The organism is Aliidiomarina celeris, assembly GCF_003316875.1.
Classification (GTDB): domain Bacteria; phylum Pseudomonadota; class Gammaproteobacteria; order Enterobacterales; family Alteromonadaceae; genus Aliidiomarina; species Aliidiomarina celeris.
This window is the reverse complement of sequence record NZ_QMIL01000004.1, coordinates 221,618-245,663: the sequence shown is the minus strand read 5'-3', so window position 1 is coordinate 245,663 and position 24,046 is coordinate 221,618. Positions and strand designations below refer to the sequence as shown.

At 51.2% G+C, this 24,046-nt stretch carries 21 protein-coding genes; 12 read left to right on the top strand and 9 right to left on the bottom strand.

The window, feature by feature from the left end; translation table 11 throughout:
• Positions 1-146 precede the first annotated feature (146 nt).
• The 4 genes from acnD to DQW12_RS09945 are packed head-to-tail and all read right to left on the bottom strand — an operon-like array spanning position 147 to position 5,468.
• Positions 147-2,738 (bottom strand): Fe/S-dependent 2-methylisocitrate dehydratase AcnD, encoded by a 2,592-nt coding sequence (gene acnD, locus DQW12_RS09960; RefSeq protein WP_113907710.1) that lies wholly within the window; start codon positions 2,736-2,738, stop codon positions 147-149.
• Between the two features lies 1 nt (position 2,739).
• Positions 2,740-3,864, bottom strand: coding sequence for a bifunctional 2-methylcitrate synthase/citrate synthase (prpC, locus tag DQW12_RS09955; protein ID WP_113907709.1), 1,125 nt, complete (start codon positions 3,862-3,864; stop codon positions 2,740-2,742).
• A 32-nt stretch (positions 3,865-3,896) separates the two neighbouring features.
• Positions 3,897-4,778 (bottom strand): methylisocitrate lyase, encoded by an 882-nt coding sequence (gene prpB / locus DQW12_RS09950; RefSeq protein WP_113907708.1) that lies wholly within the window; start codon positions 4,776-4,778, stop codon positions 3,897-3,899.
• A 3-nt stretch (positions 4,779-4,781) separates the two neighbouring features.
• The gene (locus tag DQW12_RS09945; protein WP_113907707.1) at positions 4,782-5,468 is read right to left on the bottom strand and encodes a GntR family transcriptional regulator; all 687 of its coding nucleotides are present in this window, start codon (positions 5,466-5,468) and stop codon (positions 4,782-4,784) included.
• 216 nt (positions 5,469-5,684) lie between these two features.
• Between DQW12_RS09945 and DQW12_RS09940 the strand changes: the two genes are divergently transcribed.
• The 3 genes from DQW12_RS09940 (at position 5,685) to DQW12_RS09930 (ending at position 9,673) form a co-directional block, all read left to right on the top strand.
• Positions 5,685-7,718, top strand: a complete 2,034-nt coding sequence (locus tag DQW12_RS09940; protein ID WP_113907706.1) for a sensor domain-containing diguanylate cyclase — start codon at positions 5,685-5,687, stop codon at positions 7,716-7,718.
• A gap of 72 nt (positions 7,719-7,790) precedes the next feature.
• Entirely contained in the window at positions 7,791-8,264 is a 474-nt protein-coding gene (locus DQW12_RS09935; RefSeq protein WP_113907705.1) for a nuclear transport factor 2 family protein, read from the top strand.
• A 20-nt stretch (positions 8,265-8,284) separates the two neighbouring features.
• Positions 8,285-9,673 (top strand): M24 family metallopeptidase, encoded by a 1,389-nt coding sequence (locus DQW12_RS09930; RefSeq protein ID WP_232819944.1) that lies wholly within the window; start codon positions 8,285-8,287, stop codon positions 9,671-9,673.
• On the opposite strand, the gene DQW12_RS09925 is transcribed toward DQW12_RS09930, so the two are convergent.
• Positions 9,631-11,328: a serine hydrolase gene (locus DQW12_RS09925; protein WP_113907704.1), complete on the bottom strand. Its 1,698-nt coding sequence runs from the start codon at positions 11,326-11,328 to the stop codon at positions 9,631-9,633. The two genes, DQW12_RS09930 and DQW12_RS09925, sit on opposite strands and share 43 nt — an antisense overlap.
• 153 nt (positions 11,329-11,481) lie before the next feature.
• Positions 11,482-12,027, bottom strand: a complete 546-nt coding sequence (locus DQW12_RS09920; protein WP_113907703.1) for a glutathione peroxidase — start codon at positions 12,025-12,027, stop codon at positions 11,482-11,484.
• A 111-nt stretch (positions 12,028-12,138) separates the two neighbouring features.
• On the opposite strand from DQW12_RS09920, the gene DQW12_RS09915 reads away from it, so the two are divergent.
• The 6 genes from DQW12_RS09915 to DQW12_RS09890 all read left to right on the top strand — a co-directional run bounded on the left by DQW12_RS09915 (position 12,139) and on the right by DQW12_RS09890 (position 18,643).
• Positions 12,139-13,626, top strand: coding sequence for a flavin-containing monooxygenase (locus tag DQW12_RS09915; protein WP_113907702.1), 1,488 nt, complete (start codon positions 12,139-12,141; stop codon positions 13,624-13,626).
• A complete protein-coding gene (locus DQW12_RS09910; protein ID WP_113907701.1) occupies positions 13,623-14,399 on the top strand; it encodes an SDR family oxidoreductase in 777 nt (258 codons plus the stop codon). Before DQW12_RS09915 ends, DQW12_RS09910 begins: the two co-directional genes overlap by 4 nt.
• Positions 14,400-14,444: 45 nt before the next feature.
• On the top strand, positions 14,445-15,368 hold the full coding sequence (locus DQW12_RS09905; RefSeq protein ID WP_113907700.1) for an alpha/beta hydrolase: 924 nt from the start codon (positions 14,445-14,447) through the stop codon (positions 15,366-15,368).
• 106 nt (positions 15,369-15,474) lie between these two features.
• A complete protein-coding gene (locus DQW12_RS09900) occupies positions 15,475-16,035 on the top strand; it encodes a fasciclin domain-containing protein (protein ID WP_113907699.1) in 561 nt (186 codons plus the stop codon).
• Between the two features lie 257 nt (positions 16,036-16,292).
• Positions 16,293-16,922 carry a hypothetical protein gene (locus DQW12_RS09895; protein ID WP_113907698.1) on the top strand — a complete coding sequence of 210 codons (630 nt, stop codon included), beginning with the start codon at positions 16,293-16,295 and terminating at the stop codon, positions 16,920-16,922.
• Positions 16,923-17,074: 152 nt separating this feature from the next.
• Positions 17,075-18,643 carry a glutamate synthase-related protein gene (locus tag DQW12_RS09890; RefSeq protein ID WP_113907697.1) on the top strand — a complete coding sequence of 523 codons (1,569 nt, stop codon included), beginning with the start codon at positions 17,075-17,077 and terminating at the stop codon, positions 18,641-18,643.
• On the opposite strand, the gene DQW12_RS09885 is transcribed toward DQW12_RS09890, so the two are convergent.
• The 3 genes from DQW12_RS09885 to DQW12_RS09875 are packed head-to-tail and all read right to left on the bottom strand — an operon-like array spanning position 18,633 to position 21,576.
• Positions 18,633-19,766, bottom strand: a complete 1,134-nt coding sequence (locus tag DQW12_RS09885) for an SMP-30/gluconolactonase/LRE family protein (RefSeq protein WP_113907696.1) — start codon at positions 19,764-19,766, stop codon at positions 18,633-18,635. The two genes, DQW12_RS09890 and DQW12_RS09885, sit on opposite strands and share 11 nt — an antisense overlap.
• A 27-nt stretch (positions 19,767-19,793) precedes the next feature.
• Positions 19,794-20,693 carry a LysR family transcriptional regulator gene (locus tag DQW12_RS09880; RefSeq protein WP_113907695.1) on the bottom strand — a complete coding sequence of 300 codons (900 nt, stop codon included), beginning with the start codon at positions 20,691-20,693 and terminating at the stop codon, positions 19,794-19,796.
• Between the two features lie 16 nt (positions 20,694-20,709).
• Entirely contained in the window at positions 20,710-21,576 is an 867-nt protein-coding gene (locus DQW12_RS09875; RefSeq protein WP_113907694.1) for a pirin family protein, read from the bottom strand.
• 170 nt (positions 21,577-21,746) lie between these two features.
• On the opposite strand from DQW12_RS09875, the gene DQW12_RS09870 reads away from it, so the two are divergent.
• The 3 genes from DQW12_RS09870 to DQW12_RS09860 all read left to right on the top strand — a co-directional run bounded on the left by DQW12_RS09870 (position 21,747) and on the right by DQW12_RS09860 (position 24,043).
• Positions 21,747-22,760 carry a catalase family peroxidase gene (locus DQW12_RS09870; protein ID WP_113907693.1) on the top strand — a complete coding sequence of 338 codons (1,014 nt, stop codon included), beginning with the start codon at positions 21,747-21,749 and terminating at the stop codon, positions 22,758-22,760.
• Positions 22,761-22,824: 64 nt separating this feature from the next.
• Positions 22,825-23,352 (top strand): cytochrome b, encoded by a 528-nt coding sequence (locus DQW12_RS09865; RefSeq protein WP_113907692.1) that lies wholly within the window; start codon positions 22,825-22,827, stop codon positions 23,350-23,352.
• Between the two features lie 220 nt (positions 23,353-23,572).
• Complete coding sequence (locus tag DQW12_RS09860; protein WP_113907691.1) at positions 23,573-24,043, top strand: DsrE family protein; 471 nt, start codon at positions 23,573-23,575, stop codon at positions 24,041-24,043.
• The last annotated feature ends 3 nt before the right edge of the window (positions 24,044-24,046 follow it).

The following is a 24,046-nucleotide window of genomic DNA, read 5'->3' as shown; positions in this document are numbered from 1 at the left end:
GGGGTTCTTTCTACGTCACAGTCTCGATGACTAAGGCGCGGCACTACCTCACTTACTTCATTGGTGAAATGCTAGCTAAACATTTCACCGTGAGAGATACAAGGCGCGGCAATGCCGCGCGTATACAATGCCGCGCGTACACAGGCCTAGCCGTAAGCAGCCAAGAAGTCTTGCGCAAAACGCTGCAGAACACCGCCTGCGTTGTAAATGCTCACTTCTTCTTCGGTGTCCAAGCGGCACTTCACCGGTACTTCAACCCGTTCGCCCGACTGACGGTGGATCACTAAGGTTAAGGTTGCACCCGGTGTTGGCGTTCCTTCAATGTCGTAGGTTTCCGTACCATCGATATTCAAGGTTTTACGCGTTGTACCCGCTTCAAATTCCACCGGCAGTACACCCATACCAATCAGGTTGGTGCGGTGAATACGCTCAAACCCTTCGGCCACAATCACTTCCACACCGGCAAGGCGCACACCCTTGGCGGCCCAATCGCGCGAAGAACCCTGACCGTAATCGGCACCGGCCACAATAATCAGCGGCTGTTTACGCTCCATGTAGTGTTCAATAGCTTCCCACATGCGCACCACGTTGCCTTCTGGCTCAATGCGCGCCAGCGAGCCTTGCTTCACATCGCCGTTTTCGTCTAACACCATCTCATTGAAGAGTTTAGGGTTAGCAAAGGTTGCGCGTTGCGCGGTTAAATGGTCACCACGGTGTGTTGCGTACGAGTTAAAGTCTTCTTCTGGCACACCCATTGAGGCCAAGTATTCACCCGCCGCACTGTCCGCCATAATGGCATTCGATGGAGATAAGTGATCCGTGGTGATATTGTCACCCAACACCGCCAGCGGGCGCATGCCCTTCAAGCTTGGCTCACCGGCCAACGCGCCTTCCCAATAAGGAGGACGACGAATATAGGTGCTCTGCGGGCGCCATTGATAGAGCGGATCCACCGTATCGCCATAATCGACGCTGAGGTTAAACATGGGGTCGTAAACTTTACGGAACTGCTCCGGTTTCACACTCGACTTCACAATGGCATCGATTTCTTCGTCGCTTGGCCAAATGTCTTTCAGCGTAATTGGATTGCCGTCGTGATCGTAACCTAATGCGTCTTTTTCAATATCAAAGCGAATGGTGCCGGCAATTGCATAGGCAACCACTAAAGGTGGCGACGCCAAGAATGCTTGTTTCGCGTACGGGTGAATACGGCCGTCGAAGTTACGGTTACCCGAAAGCACCGCCGTTGCGTACAAGTCGCGGTCGATAATTTCTTGTTGGATTTTCGGATCAAGCGCACCGCTCATACCGTTACAAGTGGTACATGCATAAGCCACTAAGCCAAAACCTAACTGCTCTAACTCTGGCATTAATCCCGCTTCATTCAAGTACATGGTCACGGTTTTAGAGCCGGGCGCGAGTGAAGTTTTCACCCACGGTTTACGGGTTAAGCCAAGTTTATTTGCATTACGGGCGATCAAACCTGCAGCTACCATATTGCGCGGGTTGCTGGTATTGGTACAGCTGGTGATCGCAGCGATAATGCATGCGCCGTCTGGCATAAGGCCGTCTTGCTCTTCATAAGCGCCAGCAATACCACGGCTTGCTAATTCCGAAGAAGGTAGTAACGCATGCGGATTCGACGGACCAGCAAGGTTACGACGCACTTTCGACATATCAAACGTTAACACGCGTTCGTACTTGGCATTCACCATGTCTGTACGCCACAAGCCTGTGTGCTTGGCAAACTGCTCTACCAGCGCCACTTGCTTGTCGTCACGACCGGTGAGTTTCAGGTAGTCGATGGTTTGCTCGTCGATATAGAACATAGCTGCTGTAGCGCCATATTCTGGTGTCATGTTAGAAATGGTGGCGCGGTCACCGACGGTTAGGGCATCTGCACCTTCACCGTAAAACTCTAAGTAAGCGCCCACTACACGCTCTTTACGCAAGAACTCGGTTAGTGCCAACACCAAATCGGTTCCGGTAATACCCGGCTCTAACTTGCCTTTCAGCTCTACACCAATAATGTCGGGGAGACGCATATAAGAAGCACGGCCCAGCATCACGCTTTCCGCTTCAAGACCACCAACACCCACGGAAATAACACCAAGCGCGTCGACCATCGGGGTATGGCTGTCGGTACCCACGCAAGTGTCAGGGAAAGCCACGTTGTCAAGCACTTGCACCACCGGAGACATTTTCTCCAAGTTAATCTGATGCATAATGCCGTTGCCCGGGGGAATTACGTCGACATTTTTAAAGGCCGTTTTGGTCCAGTTAATAAAATGGAAACGGTCATCGTTGCGGCGGTCTTCAATGGCGCGGTTTTTGTCGAAGGCGTCCTTCTCAAAACCCGCATGCTCGACGGCCAAGGAATGGTCGACAATCAGCTGGGTTGGTACCACTGGGTTTACCTTGGCAGGATCGCCTCCCTTTGCGGCAATGGCGTCGCGCAGTCCGGCCAAATCCACCAATGCGGTTTGGCCCAAAATGTCATGACACACCACGCGCGCCGGATACCACGGAAAATCGAGATCGCGCTTGCGCTCAATGAACTGTTTGAGTGCGTCCGTAAGCATTTCTGGCTGGCAGCGGCGAACCAGCTGCTCAGCGAGAATTTTCGAGGTATAAGGGAGTTCCTCGTAGGCACCCGGCTGAATGTCTTCAATCGCTTGACGCGTATCGAAGTAATCCAGCGACGTGCCCGGTAATTGTTTACGATAGTGAGTATTCATCTTAACGCTCGTCAATAGTTGGAACAGGGCGTGCTGCTGGACCAATATAGTCCGCATTCGGGCGAATAATACGGTTGTTTGCGCGTTGCTCTTTCACGTGCGCGGTCCAGCCGGTAACGCGTGACATCACAAAAATTGGGGTAAAGAGCTTCGTAGGAATGCCCATGTAGTGATACGCCGACGCGTGGAAGAAATCCGCATTTGGGAACAACTTCTTCTCGCGCCACATTACTTCTTCACAACGTACAGACACGTCGTACAAACGGCTGTCACCAAACTCCTGCGCTAGTTTTTCAGACCAGGCTTTAATCACGTCGTTACGCGGATCGAATTCACGATACACCGCATGGCCAAAGCCCATGATCTTCTCTTTGCGCTCGAGCATGCCCATTAACGTTTGCTCCGCGTGATCGGGCGACTCTAAGTTTTCAATCAGCTCCATCGCCGCTTCGTTGGCGCCACCGTGCAATGGACCACGTAACGAACCAATGGCTCCGGTTACACAAGAATGGATGTCTGACAAGGTTGATGCACAAACACGAGCAGTAAAGGTAGACGCATTGAATTCATGCTCGGCATAGAGAATCAACGAGGTGTTCATCACTTCCGTATGCAGCTTAGAAGGTGCCTTGTCGTGTAACAGGTGCAAGAAGTGCGCGCCAATCGAGTCATCGTCTGTTTCCGTTTCAATGCGCACACCGTCGTGGCTAAAGCGATACCAGTACAACAAAATACTTGGGAAGGCCGCTAACATACGCTCAATTTTGTCGTCGGCTTGGCTAAAGTCTTCTTCTGGCTCAATGTTGCCTAGGAAAGAACAGCCGGTGCGCATTACGTCCATGGGGTGAGTTTCTGCAGGAATGCGCTCAAGTACGTCTTTCAGTGCCTGAGGCAGACCACGCATACCTTTCAAGCGTGCTTTATACTCAGCAAATTGTTGTTTAGTCGGCAGTTCACCGTGGGCAAGCAAGTAAGCCACTTCTTCAAAGCTCACTTTTTCTGCCAGTTCTGAAATGTCGTAACCACAATAAGTTAAGCCTGAGCCTGTTTTACCTACTGTACATAATGCAGTTTCGCCCGCTACTTGTCCGCGCAAACCTGCGCCACCTACTTTTTTATCAACCATGTTGTGCTCCTTTTATTCTTTAAAATGTTCAATTATTTTTTGCTAAAAAGCGCGTCGAGCTTTTCTTCGAAGGCGTGGTAATTCAGGAAATCGTACAGCTCCATGCGCGTTTGCATGGTGTCGATCACATCCTTCTGATCGCCTTTGTCGAGGATATTTTGGTACACGTTTAATGCCGCTTTGTTCATGGCACGGAAGGCACTTAGTGGATACAGCACCATTTCTACGCCCACCTCGGCAAGCTCCGCCTTGTTGAACAATGGCGTGGCGCCGAATTCGGTAATGTTCGCCAAAACCGGTACATTCAAGGCATCGGTAAAGGCTTTGTATTGCTCCAAAGTATGTACGGCTTCGGCAAAAATTGCATCCGCACCGGCCTCAGCACAGGCTTGCGCACGCGTAATTGCTGCTTCCAAGCCTTCCTGCTGCAATGCGTCGGTACGCGCCATGATCAAAAATTGGTCGTCGGTACGGGCGTCAACCGCCGCTTTCACGCGATCCACCATTTCATTTTGGCTCACAATCTCTTTATTCGGGCGGTGGCCACAGCGCTTTTGCGCTACTTGATCTTCAATATGAAAGCCAGCCGCGCCAGCACGCGTCATTTCTTTTACCGTGCGCGAAATATTAAAAGCACCACCCCAGCCTGTGTCTGCGTCTACGAGTAGCGGCACGTCGGTCGCTCCCGTAATACGGCGTATGTCTTCGCACACGTCGTTGAGCGAAGTCATGCCTAAGTCAGGCAAGCCAAAAGACGCATTGGCAACCCCTGCACCCGATAAGTACAACGCTTTATGGCCCACACGCTCCGCCATCATGGCGGTATAAGCATTAATGGTGCCCACAATTTGGAGTGGGTTTTCACTGGCAATCGCTTGGCGCAACTTGGCACCGGCACTTTGAGTTTGGCTCATTATTTATCCCGTTTCTCTAAGTTGAAGTTGAAGTTCAATGTTGTGTCGCGACGCACCAATGTGGCGTCGCATGAGTAAGTCGGCTAACTCGCCATCACGATTCGCAATTGCATTAAGAATAGCCTTATGTTCGTCGAATGCACGGGAAACCCGCGGACCATTCATACCGAGTTGCACGCGGTACATGCGCACTAAGAAATAGAGTTCGTCACAAAGAATATTAATCAAGTAGTCGTTTTTACTACCGAGAATAATGCGGTAATGAAAATCTAGGTCGCCCGCTTCTTGGTAATAGCTTTCACCGTCGCGCACCCGTTGCGTTTGTAGGTGCTTTTCAAGCAAGGCTTGTAGCTCTTGTATTTCCTGCTCCGGCATGTGCTCTGCTGCGAGCCGACAGGCCAAGCCTTCCAGTTCTTCACGCAATTGATAGAGTGAAATTAACCCTTCAACCGACAGCTTCACCACTCGAGCACCCACATTGGGTAGGCGTTCAATTAAGTGGCAACGCTCTAAGCGCGCTAGGGCCTCACGCAGTGGCGCGCGGCTCACATTAAAGCGGCGTGCCAATTCAGGCTCACTAATTTTGCTACCGGCAGCAATTTCCCCTTCCACAATCGCCCGCTGGATCTCCAGCAGAAGTCGGTCGGAAGACGTAACCGGTGCTTTTAGTATTGGACTTTGGAAAACCATTTTTAGTAAACCACACCTGAAAGACAATGCTGAGAAAGCCAAATTGTCGACACTTTGATTTATTGACGCCAGTTTAAAGGGTATTTGTTACAACTTCAAGACCGCCACCCCAACAAACTGTCGACAATCAAGAGCAAGTACATCTTTGTTGTTGGTGTTTCTATTTTGCTTAGGTAATATAAGCAAAAGCTTATTACTTTCCCTAGGTTCAACGGAATGGGCGCTACCTCACAATTAGACCTCATCTCTCCCGAAGCGCTACTTAACCTTTTAGAAGGTTCCGAGATTGGCGTTTGGGTGTGGGATATTGACCAAAATATCAACCATATCAACGACCAATGGGCGCGTATGATCGGCTATACGCGGGCAGAACTCGAACCGCTTACGTACGCAGGCTTTCATGCTTTAGTGCACCCCTCCGACTTTCCACAACTTGAAAACGTTCTCAAAGGCAAAATAGCGGGCGACACGACTAACTTTGAACACTACTTTCGTATGCAACACAAAAATGGTTGCTGGGTGTGGATTCGTGCGCGCGGGGAAGTACTCAAACGCGGCATCCAAAAGGCGCTTTTATTGGGTGGTATTCATATCGACGTAACTGAACTTAAAAGTGAAACCGAACTGGAGCGCCGCACAGCGCAAAAGCTCGACACTATTCTTACGGCCTCACCGGCGGTGAGCTATCAAATTTCAGCAGCTCCACCCTACGCGGTTCAATACCTAGCGCCTAACCTTGAGGCGGTTACTGGCATAAAACGCTCGAATTTGGAAAATGAAGGTGGCTGGCACCAACTCGTGCATAACAGCGACTTACAACGCGTGGACCGAGAGTTTAGCCAGTGGTTAGCAAGCACCGATGATCGGGTGCTCACCCGCCGATACAGAATTAAGCAGGCAGACGAAAGTTATCTTTGGGTGGAAGATAGAATGCAACGAATCACCAGCCCCGACGGCGCTGTTTTTATTGTCGGCTCGCTGCTCAACGTGGATGAACTGGTAGAAAATAATCGTCTGTTCGAAAACATTGCCGACATTGCACCCGGCGTTATCTATCAATTTGAAAAACGCCCCGACGGTAGCACCTGCTTTCCTTATGCCAGTTTGAAGCTGAAAGACATCTACGGCGTTTACCCCAACCAAGTGAAGACTAATGCCGATAAGGTTTTCGAGGTCATTCACCCAGAAGACTTCGCCCTTGTGCAAAGCAGCATTGAAAGCTCAGAGCGCGAGCTCGCAGAGTGGCGTTGTGAATACCGTGTGCAACTTAACGATCGTGAACAATGGGTACAAGGTCACGCTATCCCCCAACGCCTTCCGAACGGCGGCACCCTATGGAATGGTTTAATTGTAAATATCGATCGGCTCAAGAAGGCAGAGTTAGACTGGGAGCGCAGCCGAGCCCGCCTCGAACGTGCACAAAAAACTGCACGAATAGGCCATTGGGAAGCAAATTTAGACACCGGGACCGTATTCTGGTCGGACATTATTTACGACATTTTTGGTTTCGACGCCAAAGCAACAATCCCCTCGGTGGACTTGTTTCGCAGCTGCGTGCACCCCGACGATTTAAACGCAGTCGATCAGAGTCATGTAAACGCCAAAAGCACTGGGGTACACGACATTCAGCATCGTATTATTCGGCCCGACGGTGAAGTTCGCTGGGTGCATGAAATCGCCCATTATTCGTTCGGTGGGCTGTTAGTCGGCACTGTGCAGGACATTACGCGCACAAAAGAGCTCGAGTTTGAGTTGCGCAAACTTTCCACTACCGACAGCTTAACCGAAATTTCTAACCGTCGGCATTTTCTCACCATTGGCGAGCAAGCCATTGAGCGCGCAAAACGCCACGGCACACCGCTCGCATTAGTCACTTTCGACATCGACTTCTTTAAAACGGTAAACGACAACTATGGGCACGCAGTGGGCGACACCACTCTCATTAAGCTTACCCGTGAAGTTCGCAAACACTTGCGCAGCATCGACTTATTTGCACGCATTGGTGGTGAAGAGTTTGCCGTTTTACTTGAAGACACAGACTTACGTCAGTCGATGGAAGTGGCCGAAAAGCTGAGAAAACATATTGAACGCATAGAGTTTGGGAACGCGCGTGGCGAAGTATTTCATATTACCTGCAGTTTTGGCGTAACCAGCATGCACGGCAAGGAGCCGCTAAGCACGCTCATGCACCGTGCAGACCAAGCGCTCTATAAAGCCAAAGGCGGTGGCCGCAATAAGGTATGCGTGTAAGCGCAACGGTTATTGTAATTACAGACCAGCTGTGGCTAACATAAAGAAAAACAAGCCACGGTACTCTTGATCATGTTTTACACACAAACGCTTCGCCTACTCGTCATTATTTCCGTACTCACCGTTTTTGGGCTTACCTTGAGCAGCACTGCGGTTGCCCACCAGCACAACAACAAACACGCCAGCGTGCAACAAACGCTGGAACAGTTTCTCTATGGCGCCAGCATTGGCAGCGCAGAAATACACAACCAGTTTTGGGCGGAAGAGTTGGTGTACACCAGCTCTTCGGGCACCCGTTTCGGCAAAGCCGAGCTTATGCAAGGTATGCAAGGCTCCTCCCCGATCGCGCCTGAGCAAGTAAACACTTGGTATGGCGCCGAGCAGGTGCAAATTCGTTTTGTCAATGACCTCGCCCTGCTCAGTTTTACCCTCACCGCAGGCGACGGCGAGCAGATAAACAGCCGTTTTTATAACTCTGGCGTACTTATTTTTCGTGACCAGCGCTGGCAAGTGCTGAACTGGCACGCCACGGTAAAAACCGACTAACATTCAACAAGGACTTCTTTATGAACACACTCTCGTTTCTTTCCCGCTTTGCCATGGCCGCCACAGCGCTGGCACTCACCGCTGCCTGCAACCCTATAAGCAACAGCTTTGCCAACGAGCCCGAGCAAGGTCGTGTTATCGAAAATGCCAATGCCTATGCTGTACTGGAACCTCGCCAACGCATTGCCCCAGAAAATGAGATGTTGAATGATCGTCTCGACACATTGCTACCCGCACTTATGGAAGAGCAGGGCCTCGACATGTGGTTGGTACTCAACCGCGAGAAAGCCGAAGATCCTGTGTATTTTTCGTTAGTACCGCAGCCTACTTTCGCCGCTCGCCGCACCACCATGCTCGTATTTAATCGGCTGCCCGACGGCACTGTCGAACGCCTTACGGTAAACACCTACCCGTTTGGCGACCCCTATGAGTCTGCCTGGTCGGGTGGTAACTTAGACGAACAATGGCAAGCACTTGGCGAACTCATTGTGAGCAAAAATCCAGCGCGCATTGGCATTAACATGTCTCGCGACTGGTCTGCCGCCGACGGACTGTCGAAAGCCCTTTATGATCGACTCATAGATGTACTGCCGAGCGACTATCAATCCCGCTTAGTGTCTGCCGAAAACCTTGTCGTACGCTGGGTAGAAAGCCGCAGTGCAAAAGAACTTGCCGTATACCCACATATCGTTGGCTTAGCCCGCGGGGTTATTGCTGAGGCTTTTAGCGCACGGGTCATTACCCCGGGAGTGACCACCACCGACGACGTTGCTTGGTATATTCGTGAACGTTTTGAAGCACTTAACCTACCCATTTGGTTTATGCCCTATGTCAATTTTCAGCGCCCTGGGCTCGACTGCGCGCAAGACAACCCTTTTTGTGGTGAAACCGGAGTCATTCAGCGTGGTGATGTGCTGCATACCGACGTAGGTATTTGTTACTTAAAGCTGTGTACCGACACGCAAGAAATGGCCTATGTGCTGCACAATAATGAAACGGACGCCCCCGAAGGTCTAAAAGCTGCGCTCCGCACGGGTAATCACTGGCAAGACATTCTCACCGAAAACTTTGTAACCGGCCGCAGCGGTAATGAAATTCTTGCCGCAACGCAACAACAAGCCCAAGCCGAGGGTATTGTGAGTAGCACTTACACGCATCCCATCGGTTTTTATGGCCACGCTCCAGGGCCAACGATAGGCATGTGGGACAACCAAGGCGAAACCCCCATTCAAGGCGACTGGCCGCTCTACCCGAATACCGCCTACGCTATTGAAGGCTACGTCAAACAAGCCGTTCCTGAGTGGGGGAACCAGTGGGTGCAAATGAAACTCGAGCAAAGTGCTTACTTTAACGGCGAACACGTAATCTACCTCGCTGGCCGCCAAACCCAGCTCCACCTTATTCGGTAACCCGGGGGGGGGTAGGTCTGGCCGTTCTGATGCAGAACAAGCCCGGTCACCTCGCCGTTTTCATTGCGTTCAAAATGCAGCTCGGCAATTAAATCGTCGGTGACCAGCACCTGCTCACTTAATGCCAATAGCTTGCCCGCATTTTGCCCTGTGCCTTGTGCGTAGTGGGCATCGCCGTCAATAAAAATGCGTAAGCTAAATTCCGGTGCAAGCGTGTATTCTCCTTCTAGCGCCGCCATTTGTAACGGGCTTAGTGCCAAGGTGCGATAATGTTTTGGCATTTCTTGCGTACGATAAGAGCGAGACACCAAGCCATTACGATTATGCAGTTCTAGCCATTGGCCTTCCGCATCGGTACCGCGCTTTAGGTAGCTCAACGAGTTTTGATAGTGCACATAACCCTGTTGGCCAAGTTCCACCATAAAAGCGCTACCGCCAGCGCGCTGAATATAAAGCTGGCCGTCCAAGGTGCCTACAACTCGCCGCCGCCCGTTTGCGTCCTGCCAAACCCCCTGCCAATAGTTTATGTCGCTGTCGCTAAGCACTACAGGCTCCAACGCGGGATAAGGCTTGTTAACCACCTGAGCAGCCACGCGCACTGCAAGCTCTTGCGGATCATAGCTGCGCGAGTTTACAAAGGCGGCAACAAATACCTGCTCTTCAGGTAACCATAAGGCAAAAGTGAAGTAGCCGGGGTAATATCCGCCATGCTCGATACTACGCGAGCCCCTTACACTGCCAATTTCCCAACCCAAGCCAGCGCTTGTAGCCTCGCCAGAGTTCAACACATAGGGCTGCCAAGCCAAATTCAGGCTCGCACTACTAATAATTTCTCCTGCCGTTAGCGCTTTGGTCCACTGATAGAGCCCCTGCGCTGTCGCGACCAAACCACCTGCCCCCATAACCTGCGAAGGATCGTAAAAGTCGGCGGGCCGCGAACCATGACCATGCGGAATATAGCCGCGCGCAAGTAGCGGATAAATTCGGTCGCTTTCATAGGGCCAAATTTGCGTTACACCTCCACGCCCGAGCACTTCCTGTTGAAGATATTCATTAAACCCTTGGCCGGAGGCCAACTCTACAATGTGGGCCAGTATTAGGTAGCCCGAATTGCTGTAGTTCCATGCTGAACCGGCAGCAAATTGTAAGGGTAAGTCTTTATACAACGCATGCAGCTGATCATAACTGGCAGGCAGTCGCGCCTGCTGTTGCCACGCTGGAAGCGCCAAAAAATTTGGAATTCCCGAAGTGTGGGTTAATAAATGACGCAACGAAATGGCATTGTATTCGGCCGGAAAGTTCTGCAACCATTTCGTTACCGGGTCGGTAAGGCTTAGTTTGCCTTGCTCCTGTAAACGCAAGATCGCCACAGCGGTAAATTGCTTGGCTACCGAACCCATAAAAAAGCTTGAGTTGGGTTGCATAGGCGCCTGCAAAGACAAGTCAGCCAAGCCTTGCGCGTACTCCAATACAACGTCGTTCTCTTTCACCACATACACCACCGCGCCCGGTACGGAGCTAGGTAGCGTTTTCTCAATCAACGCTTTTAATTCTTGCTCAGGTGTTGGGGTTTGCTGCACCGACACACAAGCCACCAGCACAACCGCCGCCGCTACACTTATAATGCCGCGTTTGAGTTGCTTTACTTGTTTCATGCTCTTCGCCTTTTTGTTATTCAGGTTATACACAAAACAAATAGCAATCGCCGTGCCAGCCGTAACCTATTGATTTAACTTAGCGACAGAAAAAGAAAAGGCTAAATTGACGAACAATTTAGCCTTTTTTACTAAAATTTTGCCTACACGTAATTAGCCGATGGTTTGCTGCAAGGCGGTTTTCAATGGCTCTTGATCAACTGTCATGTCGGGCGCAAAACGCCCCACCACTTCACCGTCGCGGTTTACTACAAATTTCTCAAAGTTCCACATCACGTCGGTTGGCTCTGAGCCCGCTAGCCCTTTCTCGGTGAGTATTTTTTCCAATTGCGAGTCGGGCACACGCTGCGCATTTGGTTTCGCCGCAATAAGCGTTTGATAAAGAGGATGGCGGTCGTCTCCGTTTACGTCAATCTTGCTAAACATGGGAAACTCCACGCCAAAGGTAGAACGGCAGAAGCTCTGAATTTCTTCTTCTGAACCCGGCTCTTGCCCAGCAAATTGATTGCAAGGGAAGCCAAGCACTGCAAAACCTTTGTCTTTTTCGGCTTCGTACAGTGCTTCAAGCTGTTCATACTGGGGCGTTAAACCACATTTCGACGCTACATTCACAATCAATAGCGCTTTGCCTTTAAAGTCACTCAACGACTGGCTTTTACCGTCTATCGTTTTTACGTCGATATCATAAATATTCTGCATCTTTCTCTCCTTTTGAAGGCCCACAAACTTAACTATTACTGAATCCGATATACTTTTGATCTGCTCGTGTTACATTAATTCGCGTTGTCTTTAAAAATAACAAGAATCAGCATGACACCAAATACGCTAGAAATCATTATTATTGGCGCCGGTTTTGGCGGTGTAGGTATGGGCATTCAGTTAAAACGTGCCCGCCGACACAACTTTTTGATCCTTGAAAAGGCTTCCAGCCCCGGTGGCACTTGGCGCGACAATACCTACCCCGGTGCTGCCTGCGACGTGCAGTCACACCTTTATTCCTATTCCTTCGCGCCTAAGCCCGACTGGTCACGCCGCTACGGCTCGCAAGCAGAAATTAAGGCCTACATTGAACACTGCGTAGACCAGTTTGGGTTAGCCGAGCATTTGCGCTTAAATACCGAGGTGCAAAGCGCCGCGTTTAACGACCAAAGCCAACTTTGGACGCTCACCCTGAGCAACGGCGAAGTGCTCACCAGCCGCGTGGTGATTACCGCCACGGGCCAGTTAAACCAACCCGCCTACCCCAATATTAAAGGATTAGACCTATTCCAAGGCGAATGTTTCCACTCCGCACGCTGGAACCATAACGTAGATTTAAGCAACAAACGATTGGGCGTGATTGGTACCGGCGCTTCTGCTATTCAATTTGTTCCGCAAATAGCCGCCAAGGCAGCAACCCTTAGCCTATTTCAACGCTCCGCAGCTTGGGTTATTGGCAAGCCCGATCGTGCTTTTGCACCGTGGAAAATAAAGTGTTTTCGCTATGTTCCAGGCCTACAGAAGCTCTATCGCAGCCTGATTTACTGGAAAAACGAAGCCCGCGGTTTGGCCTTTACCCGTTTTTCTTGGCTGCTGAAGTTCGGTGAATGGCGCGCTAAAGGCATGATCAAAAAGCAGGTTACCGACACCGCCAAGCAACGAGCACTGGTGCCCAATTATCAAATTGGCTGTAACCGAATTCTACTCGCCAACGACTGGTACAGCACTGTGAACTTGCCCCATGTAAATTTAGTGACGCACCCCATTCGCGAAGTCACCGCTCACGGTGTTGTGGTGAACGACGGCAGCGCCAGCGGTACTGAATACCTACTCGACGTTTTAATTCTAGGTACGGGCTTTCGCGCCACCGAGTTTCTTGCCCCCATGCGCGTTACTGGCCGCAACGGGCAAAGCTTAAGCCAAGCGTGGCAGCAGGGCGCTGAGGCTTACAAAGGTATTTCGGTGGCCGGCTTCCCTAATTTTTTCATGTTATACGGGCCGAACACCAATCTTTCGCACAGCTCTATTTTGATTATGCTCGAGGCTCAGTTTCATTATATTTTGCTGTGCTTACGGGCTCTTGAGCACAAAGGTGCGGCAACCATGGAGGTAAAACCAGAGCGCCAAGCCCAATATGTAACGCAATTGCAAAGCAAACTGGCAAACAGTGTTTGGGCCTCGGGGTGCAGCTCTTGGTATTTGAATGCCGACGGAAAAAACGTGGTGAATTGGTTCGGTTTTACCTTTAGTTACCGCAACATGACCCGTAGGCTCAAAACCACCGACTATCAATTCCAGCCCAAGAAGGACGCCGTATGAGTAGTTCTACCAAAAGTATTTTTATTTCGGGCGCCGGGGCGGGTATCGGCCGTGCCACGGCGTTGCTATTTTTACGCCAAGGTTGGCGCGTAGGCGCTTACGACATGAATTCGGCAAGCCTCGCCTCACTACAGCAAGAAGCACAAAGCAATCTACTCATTACCGGAACACTCAATGTAACCGAGCCAAAACAGTGGCAACAGGCATTAGCAGACTTCACTCAGCACACCGGCGGCACGCTCAATGTTCTTTTTAATAACGCGGGTATATTGCATTCGGGCCCCTTTGAAACTATTGCACTCGAAGCTCAACAGCAAACCCTCGCGGTAAATGTGGAAGGCGTGCTGAATGGCTGCCACAGTGCATTTCAATACCTAAAAAACACCCCCAACGCCGCCGTGATTAATATGAGCTCTGCCAGTGCTATTTATGGCCAACCTTCATTGGCAAGCTATTCCGCCAGTAAGTTTGCCGTTCGAGCACTCACCGAAGCCCTCAGCATTGAATGGCAAAACCATGATATTCGGGTGATGGATGCCATGCCATTGTTTGTCAATACCGCTATGGTAACCGACATGAATGCGGCCAGTATTCGCCGTTTTGGCGTGCGCCTTACACCTCGCCATATTGCACCGGTTATTTACCGTATGGCGCAGCACCGTGGCTATAAAGTGCACTGGCCCATTGGCTTACAAACCAAGTTACTCATGTTTATGAGTAAACTAACACCGAACGCTCTACTGCGGCTCACCAATCGCTGGATTGCGCGTTAATCGCTCATCGGCCACACAGAAGCCTCGCACAGGCATGCACACACTATGAAAAAAGCACACTTAAAAACACTGATTCGCTGCACTATTAAGCCTCTTTTTCATCCTTGGGTGCCGTTCAAGCTGCGCCGCTTGCTCATGCACAGCAGCCGTTTATTGCATCGCAAGGTTGCCCATGTTAACCGCAGCACTGTTCGCCTTGGCGGTTGCTCGAGCTATTGCGTTGCGCACCAACACGCCAGCCATTTAACCCTGCTCTACTTGCACGGCGGCGGCTATGTATTTGGCGGCGTTTATACGCACAAGCCGCTCGTCGACAATCTCGCTGCTACGGGCAAATGCAAAGTGGTTATGCCGAACTACCGCTTAGCCCCCGAATATCCTTTTCCAGCCGCGTTACACGACGCGCTTGCATGCTACAAAGCACTGCTTGAGCAAGGCACGCCGGCCGAGCACATTGTTGTCGCCGGTGACTCCGCAGGAGGAGGTTTAGCCTTGGCCCTGGCATTACAGCTTAAGGCCAACGCTATTCCTCAGCCCCGAGCCCTAGTGCTGCTCTCGCCGTGGGTCGACCTTACGCTAAGTGGCGCCAGTATTACCGAAAGGCGACAGCGCGATCCTATGCTCTTACCAAGTGGTTTGGCGTCTTGCGCTAGGGCGTACTGCCAAACAACCGAACTCAACAACCCTCTGTGCTCGCCGCTTTTTGCCGACTTAACCGACCTGCCGCCGCTCATTATACAAGTTGGTACTGAAGAGATACTTTTCAGCGACGCTCAGGCTTTACACAGAAAAGCGCTCGCAGCGAATGTAAAGAGCAGCCTCAGTGAATTTTCTGGAATGTGGCACGACTTCCAACTTCACGCCGGGCAATTAGATGAATCCAATCAAGCACTTAACGACATATTCGCAAACGAAGCAGTGGCCTCGATATCGAGCTCGGTAAAGCCTATAAAAACACCAGAACTGTAAAGTAAGTGTTAACAACACATCCAAATTAGAATTCCCTCCCGTAATTGAGCTGTACAACTTAATTGAATAGTTAACAGCACAGCGTGAAAACGCACAGGAGAGAACCATGAAAAACCTAACAACTATTGCAACTTCAATTGCTATTGCAACGGGTTTAACCCTTTCAGGTTTAGCCCTTACTTCAACGAGCGCTTTGGCGCATAACCATGGTGGCGACAAAAAAGAGTCGAGCTATGAAAAGAAAGAAACTGCAAGCATTGCCGAAGTAGCAGCAAGCAACGGTAACTTTCAAACTCTGGTCGCTGCATTACAAGCTGCGGATTTAGTTGAAGCTCTTTCAGGTGACGGCGAGTTCACTGTATTTGCCCCAACCGACGAAGCCTTTGCGGCGTTGCCAGAAGGTACGGTTGAAACCCTCTTAATGCCAGAAAACCGCGACCAACTGATCGCCGTGCTCACCTACCATGTGGTGCCCGGTACGGTAATGAGCTCAGACTTAGCGGGTGAACAAACCTACGCCGACACACTGCAGGGCCAAACCTTGAATATTGATGCCAGCGGTTACGGTGTAAGCGTGAATGGTGGCGCGAAAGTCACCACCGCCGACATTGAAGCAAGCAACGGCGTGATCCATGTTATCGACACTGTATTGCTTCCTTCAGAGTAATAGCTTTTAACTAAGCAAGGCTGCGGTTTCCACGGGTTGCTTCCCCTGTAGCCCGTGGTATAGCCTAAGGTGCGTTTTTTAACGCACCTTTTTCTATTCCCAAGCGTTAAACTTTTGGTCAATTTATTCAAAAAATATGGCGAAATTCGCCACCCAGAACAAAGTCGAACTCACAAACCCCTTAAAATCAATAACTTAAATATTGGCATATGAATTGCTGTTCTCTGAGCATCATTAAATATAAAACGGGGAATATCATGAAAAAAATTTTACTACTTGTCGCAGCCTGCTTAACTTTTGCGAGCGTTGGTACCTCAGCATGGGCCGCCGACGAAAAATCGGTAAGCCATAGTGAAAGCATGCATGGCATTGAGCATGTTGAAATTAGCAATAGCGTAGGCACCATTACACTGATTCAAGACAACAACAGCGACAGCCTAATGGTAAACGCCACCCTCGAAGGCAAAAAGTCGGGTTGGTTTCGTGGCAACAAAGATGTCGACAACCTCGACATCACCCTCACTCGCCGTGGCAATCGCTTGGTCATTGAATTTAACGAAGACAAAGTGAACGCCGACATGGAAATTCGCATGCCAGCACCCGAGCAGCTCACTATTTCACTGGGCGTAGGCACTATTGAAGGTGAACTTGGCGATTCAAATGTGGTGATCAGCCTTGGTGTTGGCGACGTTAACATGAGCGCAGCAAAATCTTCGGCAGGGCGCATAGAAATGAATACTGGAGTGGGCGACGCCTCAGTGAGCGGCGCAACCCAAGCGTCACACCAGCGCGCAATGGTGACCGCAAGCGTAGAAGCAAACGGCGACGGCGCGCGTTCAATTGAAGTCAGTGTGGGTGTCGGCGACGCCAAGATTGCACTCAAGTAAGTAGGCCTCCCAACCCCAAGTGGTTGGGAGCCCGCAGTTTCCCCAATATGAACCCTATGCTGAGAATCTACGTAGCCCTTTAAGAGCAGTAGGCTATTATTTGCGCTAAGGTAATAGCAAGAACAATAAATTCTCAGCAACAAGGATTCTGTATGGACAAGCCAATTATTGCCGACAATAAGCCCGCGAAAGTAGACCTCAAAGAAGGCGAAACTTATTATTTTTGCACCTGCGGGCGCTCGAAAGATCAGCCCTTCTGCGACGGCTCACATAAAAATACTGACTTTACCCCGCAGTCTTTTACCGCCGAAGAAAGCGGCGATGCCTACTTATGTAAATGCAAACATACGAAAAACCCTCCCTACTGCGACGGTAGCCACAAACAGTTCGACAGTGAGCAAGTGGGTGAAGAAGGCCCAGGCGTAGGCAGCGACGACCAAGACCAAGACCAGAACAAAATGCCAACACCGGAAGCCACTAGAGAGGAGCCGTCGGTCGAATTTATTCACGACCTGGCTAAAAATGGCTTAAAAAATATGGGCGCGCACGGGCCCATGGTGGCCATGGGTGTGCCACGAGACAAACTGCCAAAATGGGACGACATTCAAGTAATGGTCGCGCAACTGGCCACCAAACCCTTAATGGAAGATACCGAGGTAAGCAGCACACTGATCATTGGCCCCGAAGCGAAAAAGCCACTGCAACTCGACATTCCGTTGTTTGTGTCAGACATGAGTTTCGGTGCATTGTCTCTCGAGGCTAAAGTAGCGCTCGCTCGCGGGGCGCACAAAGCGGGAACTGGAATTTGCTCGGGCGAAGGCGGCATGTTGCCGGAGGAAAAAGCCGAAAGTTCGCGCTATTTTTACGAACTTGCCAGCGCCCAGTTTGGCTTTCATGAAGAGCAGTTACGCGACATTCAAGCCTTCCATTTTAAAGGCGGCCAAGGCGCTAAAACCGGCACCGGCGGGCATTTGCCGGGCAGCAAGAACACCAAGCGCATTTCCGAAGTGCGAGGTATTCCAGAAGGCGAACCCGCGGTTTCACCGCCTACGTTTAAGAATTTGTCGACCGTCGCCGATTTCCGCAAATTTGCCGACCGCGTACGAGAAATCAGTGGCGGCGTGCCGATTGGCTTTAAGTTAAGTGCCAACCATATCGAGCGCGACGTGCAATTCGCACTCGACGCGGGTGCAGACTACATTATTCTCGACGGCCGCGGTGGTGGCACCGGCTCAGCGCCCGCCATGTTCCGCGACCATATTAGCGTGCCGACGATTCCCGCACTAGCACGAGCGCGGCGCTACCTCGACCAACAAGGCGCAAGCGGCCGCGTTACCCTTATTGTTACCGGCGGCCTGCGCGTGCCTATCGACTTTGTAAAGGCCATGGCGCTTGGTGCAGACGGTATTGCCGTTGCCAACAGTGCCATTCAAGCCATTGGTTGTGTCGGCGCCCGCATGTGCAACACCAACAACTGCCCAGCGGGTATTGCCACGCAGCGCGAAGACTTACGCAAACGCCTGCAGGTGGACAATGCTGCCGAACGGCTGAGCAATTACTTCACCGCCTCAACAGAGTTAATGAAAGTAATGGCTCGCGCCTGCGGTCATAACACGTTAAGTGGCTTTAACATCAACGACATCGGCACCTGGAACTACGAGCTAGCAAGGCTCGCGGGCATTCCATTCACCGGCATTCCCGTAACCAACTTTACGGATTAACGTTCGGGTTAAGTGCTGCGGCGGGTAAAAGCGCTGCGGCGGGCAGAATGGCCACATGGTGCTCGTGCAGGCTGGTAACTACCAGCCCATGGGCGGTCATTTCTGCCCCGGTGGTGTTAGCGTATGCTCCCGCCGGATCTTGCAGGTTATAAACAACCTCGCCCGCAATGTTCACGCCAATAATATGCCCATAACTTTGCGCTTGCGGCCGCACAAAGGCGGGCAGGCGTTGGGTTAGTTTGCGTAGCCACGGCGCATTCGAAAGCTTGTCTAGAATCTTGCTGCGAGGGCTTACTAAACCCACCCAAAATATGTCGTTACCCTGCACACGGTCCGCCGTAATGTTATCGGGAAAACCCGGTAAGTTATCAATCACTACGTCTACCTCGCCATAATTATCGGGCGCAATACCCATCTTCAACACACGATAGGTGCCGGTTTCATTTACCAGCGCCCAGCGCTGATCATGGCTAATGGCAACGCCGTTGGCAAAATTGAGCCCACTGGCTAAGGTTGTGCTCTCGCCGGTTCCGGGGTTATAGGTTAATACCCGGCCATGACCACCATGCTCCATAATATCGAGCAAACTCGCGGGGTAAGTACCATAATCACGGGCATGAAACTTAGTGGAAGCGTCGCTGTACACCACTAAGCCATTGTGGGTTACATCGACGTCGTCGGCGTAGGCGACCGCTAGCCCGTCTACCTCAGTAACGACCAACTCTAGCCCGGTGCTTTCCTGCCAGCGCATTAGCCCTAAGTAAGCGTCGGCAATCCACAACGTGCCTTCGCTATCAAAACTAATCCCCAAAGGCCGGCCGCCAGTGTTCACCACACGGCTGAAACTACGGTCGTTATTGAGGCGCAAAATATCACCATTGAGCATGCCAAAATACACCCGCCCTTGCGCGTCCACTGCTGTGTCTTCTGGGCCTTGTTGGCTTGCTCCGCCTAGCGCATCAGGAAACTCTATAGGCTCCAGTCGAGCAAGTATGGTATTGGGTGCAAACGCCCCAACGTAGCCTTGATTGACCGGAGCCTGCCACGCAACCGGCGCCACCGACACGGGCCAAAAAAGTAAATAACCCAACAACAAAATAAAAATAGCCACTAACCAACGCATAAACCTGCCTTCTCTTGTGTTCTCATATTAGTCCGTAAGTATGCCGTGTTCAGACCATGTAAGTTGGCGAATGTGACGGATAAAGGCCTGAGCCACCGGGCCAAGGGTGTCTGGGTCTTGAAAGTTAAGGTAAAACGGCATGTTGCGTTTCTCGCCGCGGTTTAGCCGAATGGCCACCAAGCTGCCGTCTTGCAAATAAGGCTGCACCACATTGCTGGGCAGCCATGCAAAGCCTAAGTTCTTTCGAATTAACTCCACCGAGGTGCTTACATGGCTTACCGTCCAGCGCTGCTCGGAGCCGAGCCAACCCACGTCTGAGCGGCGTTGCAAAGCCGAGTCTCGCAACACAATTTGGCGGCACGACTTGAGTGACTCCAGTGTTTGTTCCTCGGGCTCCGCGAGCGGATGCATAGCCCCACAAACCGCCACAAACTCAACCGTGCAAAGCGGTTCACTCAAGTCGTTGGTGAGCGTGAAAGGCGACAAAGCAATTTGCGCCAAACCTCTTTCGAGCATTTCATTAGCGCCAGTAAGAATGGTTTCTGTTACTTCTAAATGCACCAGAGGGTGCTGCTCAGAAACCAAAGAGAGTACTTGGTAGAGCATATTTTTTGGAAATGCCTCGTCTACCGCAATGCTCAGTGTAGACTCCACACCGTGCTGTAAATTTCGCGCAACGTTCTCGAAGCGCTCAGTTTCCGCCAATAAGTAATTAATACGCCGTAACAATTGCCGACCGGCCTCAGTAACCTCTGTTTTACGCCCGTCGACCTGAATAAGTTGCACCCCAAGCTGCTCTTCAAGTTTGTTCACCGCATGGTGCACCGTCGACTGGCTTTTATGAATGTGTTTCGCCGCCTGTAAAAATCCACCCTGATCCGCAACCGCTTTAAACATGCGCCATTGTTCTATCGTTGAACGTGCCATGCACAGCTTCTCCTTGTTATTCCGGCAACGGGATAAACTCGTCGTCACCAGGCACGGCAGGGAAACGACCCGCTTTCCAGTCTTCGCGAGCTTGGCTAATGCGCTCCCGGCTCGACGACACAAAGTTCCAATTCATGTGTCGCGTGCCGAGGTACTTGCCCCCTAACACCACAATATGCGTGTCGGCTTGTGCTTGCAGGCACACTGTTCCTTCCGCTAACACCACGAGATTATGGGCCGTAACAGTCTGCTCCTCAACGTGGAGTTCGCCACTGCACACATAAACCCCCCGCTCTTGAGTAGCGGGTAGCTCAAGGCGTTGTCCGCCGGCTAAAAAGGCCTCAAAATAAAGTGTTTCGGAATACAACGGCACCGGCGAGCGGTGGCCATAGGCCTCACCCATAATTAGCCGTAACTTCACGCCGTTCACGTCGAACTGCGGTATGTCGCTGGCCGCAATATGAAAAAACGCCGGATCACATGCTTCTTCGGCTTCTGGTAACGCCAGCCACAATTGTAATCCGTGCAAGTCATGTTGCTGTTCGGTCACCTCTGCGCGCTCGCGCTCCGAATGCACAATGCCACGGCCGGCAACCATTAAATTAATGTCGCCGGGGCGAATAGCTTGCACTGTGCCGAGCGAGTCTCGGTGCAAAATCTCGCCAGCAAACAAATAGGTAACAGTAGCTAAGCCAATGTGCGGGTGTGGCTTTACATTCAGCCCTTGCCCCGGTTCAAAACGCACGGGGCCCATTTCATCTAAAAATACCCAAGGGCCAATATGCTTGCGCCCCACCACTGGGAAAAGTCGGCGTACTAACATGCCGCCAATGTCGGCGGTTTTCGGCGCTAATACTTGCACAATTTTGCTTTCTTCACTCATAAAGCGGCTCACGTTTTTAGTAAATGGGCATATACTTTTTTCGGTAACAGCGTTGAAATTAACACCCCGCAAAATAAAAGCCTAATTTTGCAGTACCGGCGAACTAAATTTAGTAAGTTCACGTACACTCTAAGTTAACGCTCCACCTTTTCAATAAAAGGACGCTCACCATGCGCGCACCCCTCTCGAAATATATTGCCCTTGCTGGCGTAGCTGCTGCCATTAGCGGCGTTTTTCTCTATGCCGGTGGTTTTTTTGGCAATAGCCAACTTACCGCACAAGAATTTGTAAACCTACAACAAGGCGCTAACCCGCATGCAGGTTTTCGCCGAGCCCATGCCAAAGGATTCTGTGTGGCCGGCGAGGTGCGCTCTAATGGCGCTCTGGCCGAACATAGCGTTGCCGCTGTATTGCAAAGCACCACAACGCCTTTTATTGGTCGCTTTTCCACCGGTGGCAACAACCCGCTCGCACCCGATTTAAGCTCACCCGTGCGCAGCCTCGCCCTAAGCTTTTCCGAAAGCCCAGAGCAGAATTGGCGCATTGCCATGAACACCCCACCGGTTATGGCCGTTGCCACACCGGAAGCCTTTTACGCGCAGCTGTCGGCGTTATCGCCCGACCCTGCTACCGGCCAACGCGACCCAAGCCGCATTCAGGCTTTTTTCCAGCAGCACCCAGAGTCGCAAACCTTCCGTAATTGGTCTGCGAGTTACCAAGCAACGGGCAGCTTAGCGGCCGAGCAGTACCACAGCATTAACGCTTTTTATTTGGTTAATTCAGCTGGCGAGCGGCAGGCCGTGCGCTGGGCTGCTGTGCCTAAAACACAAGTAGCCAGCAATCCTTTTGCTGAACAAAACGACGCTCTGCGCCTCGAACTTGAAGCACAGTTAGCGCAGGCGCCAGTAGCATTCGACTGGCAGTTCACCTTTGCCGGCGCGAACGACGACGAGAACAACCCAACGCAGCTGTGGCCGGAGTCGAACGAACAAAAAATAGCGGGGCAAATTGTAATTACCCGCATTGAACCCGACAGCGCCTGCAGCGAAATATTATACGATCCGCTTATTTTGCCTGCCGGTGTACAAGCAACCGCCGACCCAATTTTGCGCGCACGCTCCGCCGCTTACGCTGAGTCTTATCGTCGTAGAGCACGGGAAGTTGCCGCACAACACGCCCAATAAGGGTACCGAGCTACTTTTTTGAACCATTTTTTAGCACCATGAGAAACATGGAAAGGACACTACTATGAACAACCCAGCACAGTTTCCACTGAGCGCGCGTATTTTTCATTGGGGTATGGCAGCACTTATTTTTTCTATGTTGCTCGCCGGCCTGTCGATGGTCCAAACCCTACAAGCTTGGCATGCGCCTATTGTTGCAGCGCACAAGTTTTTTGGTGTGCTCGCGCTTATTGCCGTTATTGCTCGGCTTGCCAACCGCTTTCGCTTTAAGTCTCCGGCGCTCCCTGCGGATCTGCCAGCAGCGCAAAAACTGGCCGCTATGGTTACCCAAGCCTTGCTGTACATTTGCATGTTCGCCATGCCAATTTCCGGCTTTCTTATGGTGAGTGCGTCGGGCCAGGGTATCAACATGCTCGGCCTGTTTACCCTTCCACCTATTGGTGAGCCTAGTTTAGTGGGCTATAGCTTTTTCCGCGAACTTCACGCCATTACCGCCGTGTTACTTATGCTGCTTATTGTCATGCATGTTACCGCCGCGGTGTACCACGGCCTTATTCGTAAAGACAACTTACTTCGTTCTATGCTGCGTTAATACTCGCAAACCGTTCGCCAGTGCCGACCAGTGCCGTCGCTTCACCAGACGGCACTGAACTTTTCGGGGCTCTCTAAGGCCCAGAACTCCCAACAACACCAATTTCCACACTAAAGACAGCACTTCGCTGGCACTCTAAATATTCACATCCGCTACATTAGCAATGCCTAATTAATTGTGTTATGTTATAACACATTGACTGATCGTAAGGGTAATTACTATGGCTATTTCAAAATCGTTAAAAAGCGTTCTGTTCGCTTTCGCAACATTATTCACCGCTACCGCATGTAGCGCAGTGGCAACTACACAGGCCGATACTGAACACAGCGAACGCCAAAAAGTTTTGGTAACGATAACCAGTGAATCGTCGCAAACCCAAGGTATGGCATTGGTTTTGTCGGGGCAAATGCTCGCGCAAGGTGCCGACTTAACCATTTTGCTGTGCAATGAGGGCGGTTATATCGCCGTAGCGGGCCACCAAGGTGAATCGCTAAAACCGTTTAACTTAACGCCGTCTCAGCAACTTGCCGGCTTAATTGAGCGCGGCGCAAATGTTCAGCTATGCGCCTTGTTCTTACCAAATAATGAGGTGAGCCCCGAGCAAATTTTACCGGGTGTTGTGGGCCGAGCACAGCCGCCAGAAATTGCACGTATGATGCTCAGCCCAGAAGTGCGCGTATTTACTTTTTAAACA

What these genes read in the sequence shown, in the direction of transcription:
- acnD (WP_113907710.1), bottom strand. Translation starts at nt 2,738, where the DNA reads ATGAATACTCACTATCGTAAACAATTACCGGGCACGTCGCTGGATTAC.
- prpC (WP_113907709.1), bottom strand. Translation starts at nt 3,864, where the DNA reads ATGGTTGATAAAAAAGTAGGTGGCGCAGGTTTGCGCGGACAAGTAGCG.
- prpB (WP_113907708.1), bottom strand. Translation starts at nt 4,778, where the DNA reads ATGAGCCAAACTCAAAGTGCCGGTGCCAAGTTGCGCCAAGCGATTGCC.
- DQW12_RS09945 (WP_113907707.1), bottom strand. Translation starts at nt 5,468, where the DNA reads ATGGTTTTCCAAAGTCCAATACTAAAAGCACCGGTTACGTCTTCCGAC.
- DQW12_RS09940 (WP_113907706.1), top strand. Translation starts at nt 5,685, where the DNA reads ATGGGCGCTACCTCACAATTAGACCTCATCTCTCCCGAAGCGCTACTT.
- DQW12_RS09935 (WP_113907705.1), top strand. Translation starts at nt 7,791, where the DNA reads ATGTTTTACACACAAACGCTTCGCCTACTCGTCATTATTTCCGTACTC.
- DQW12_RS09930 (WP_232819944.1), top strand. Translation starts at nt 8,285, where the DNA reads ATGAACACACTCTCGTTTCTTTCCCGCTTTGCCATGGCCGCCACAGCG.
- DQW12_RS09925 (WP_113907704.1), bottom strand. Translation starts at nt 11,328, where the DNA reads ATGAAACAAGTAAAGCAACTCAAACGCGGCATTATAAGTGTAGCGGCG.
- DQW12_RS09920 (WP_113907703.1), bottom strand. Translation starts at nt 12,027, where the DNA reads ATGCAGAATATTTATGATATCGACGTAAAAACGATAGACGGTAAAAGC.
- DQW12_RS09915 (WP_113907702.1), top strand. Translation starts at nt 12,139, where the DNA reads ATGACACCAAATACGCTAGAAATCATTATTATTGGCGCCGGTTTTGGC.
- DQW12_RS09910 (WP_113907701.1), top strand. Translation starts at nt 13,623, where the DNA reads ATGAGTAGTTCTACCAAAAGTATTTTTATTTCGGGCGCCGGGGCGGGT.
- DQW12_RS09905 (WP_113907700.1), top strand. Translation starts at nt 14,445, where the DNA reads ATGAAAAAAGCACACTTAAAAACACTGATTCGCTGCACTATTAAGCCT.
- DQW12_RS09900 (WP_113907699.1), top strand. Translation starts at nt 15,475, where the DNA reads ATGAAAAACCTAACAACTATTGCAACTTCAATTGCTATTGCAACGGGT.
- DQW12_RS09895 (WP_113907698.1), top strand. Translation starts at nt 16,293, where the DNA reads ATGAAAAAAATTTTACTACTTGTCGCAGCCTGCTTAACTTTTGCGAGC.
- DQW12_RS09890 (WP_113907697.1), top strand. Translation starts at nt 17,075, where the DNA reads ATGGACAAGCCAATTATTGCCGACAATAAGCCCGCGAAAGTAGACCTC.
- DQW12_RS09885 (WP_113907696.1), bottom strand. Translation starts at nt 19,766, where the DNA reads ATGCGTTGGTTAGTGGCTATTTTTATTTTGTTGTTGGGTTATTTACTT.
- DQW12_RS09880 (WP_113907695.1), bottom strand. Translation starts at nt 20,693, where the DNA reads ATGGCACGTTCAACGATAGAACAATGGCGCATGTTTAAAGCGGTTGCG.
- DQW12_RS09875 (WP_113907694.1), bottom strand. Translation starts at nt 21,576, where the DNA reads ATGAGTGAAGAAAGCAAAATTGTGCAAGTATTAGCGCCGAAAACCGCC.
- DQW12_RS09870 (WP_113907693.1), top strand. Translation starts at nt 21,747, where the DNA reads ATGCGCGCACCCCTCTCGAAATATATTGCCCTTGCTGGCGTAGCTGCT.
- DQW12_RS09865 (WP_113907692.1), top strand. Translation starts at nt 22,825, where the DNA reads ATGAACAACCCAGCACAGTTTCCACTGAGCGCGCGTATTTTTCATTGG.
- DQW12_RS09860 (WP_113907691.1), top strand. Translation starts at nt 23,573, where the DNA reads ATGGCTATTTCAAAATCGTTAAAAAGCGTTCTGTTCGCTTTCGCAACA.